Source organism: Polaribacter sp. Z014 (assembly GCF_023555435.1).
In the GTDB taxonomy this organism is placed as follows: domain Bacteria; phylum Bacteroidota; class Bacteroidia; order Flavobacteriales; family Flavobacteriaceae; genus Polaribacter.
In genome coordinates, this window is sequence record NZ_JALCZP010000143.1 from 1 (window position 1) to 348 (window position 348).

Annotated in this window: 1 pseudogene; it reads left to right on the plus strand. The window is 36.5% G+C overall.

Annotated features, from left to right (window positions below):
• Window positions 1-348, plus strand: a pseudogene (locus tag MPF19_RS19240) (hypothetical protein); the annotation flags it as partial.

The window sequence follows — 348 nt, forward strand, 5'->3', positions numbered from 1 at the left end:
CAATTAGTACAAACACACCCGAACACTAGTATGGTTTCTGGTACGGGTAATTTACTTGTAGACCAAAATTCTACGGTACCTAGTTTGTATCGTTACAATTATATGAGTTCGCCAGTTACTTCTGGGACTAACACCTATACTCTAAAAGACGTACTTAGAGATGGTACTGATATAGACAACCCTAAAATAATTAATTTTAAGGAGGGTTATGATGGTGCCGCTACAGACCCTATTTCTTTAGCAAAATACTGGGTATACACCTACTCTCCTGCCACTAACGGAAGATCTAATTGGGAACATCAATATGATAATCTTCCTATTAATAGAGGTGACGGTTATATTTTTAAA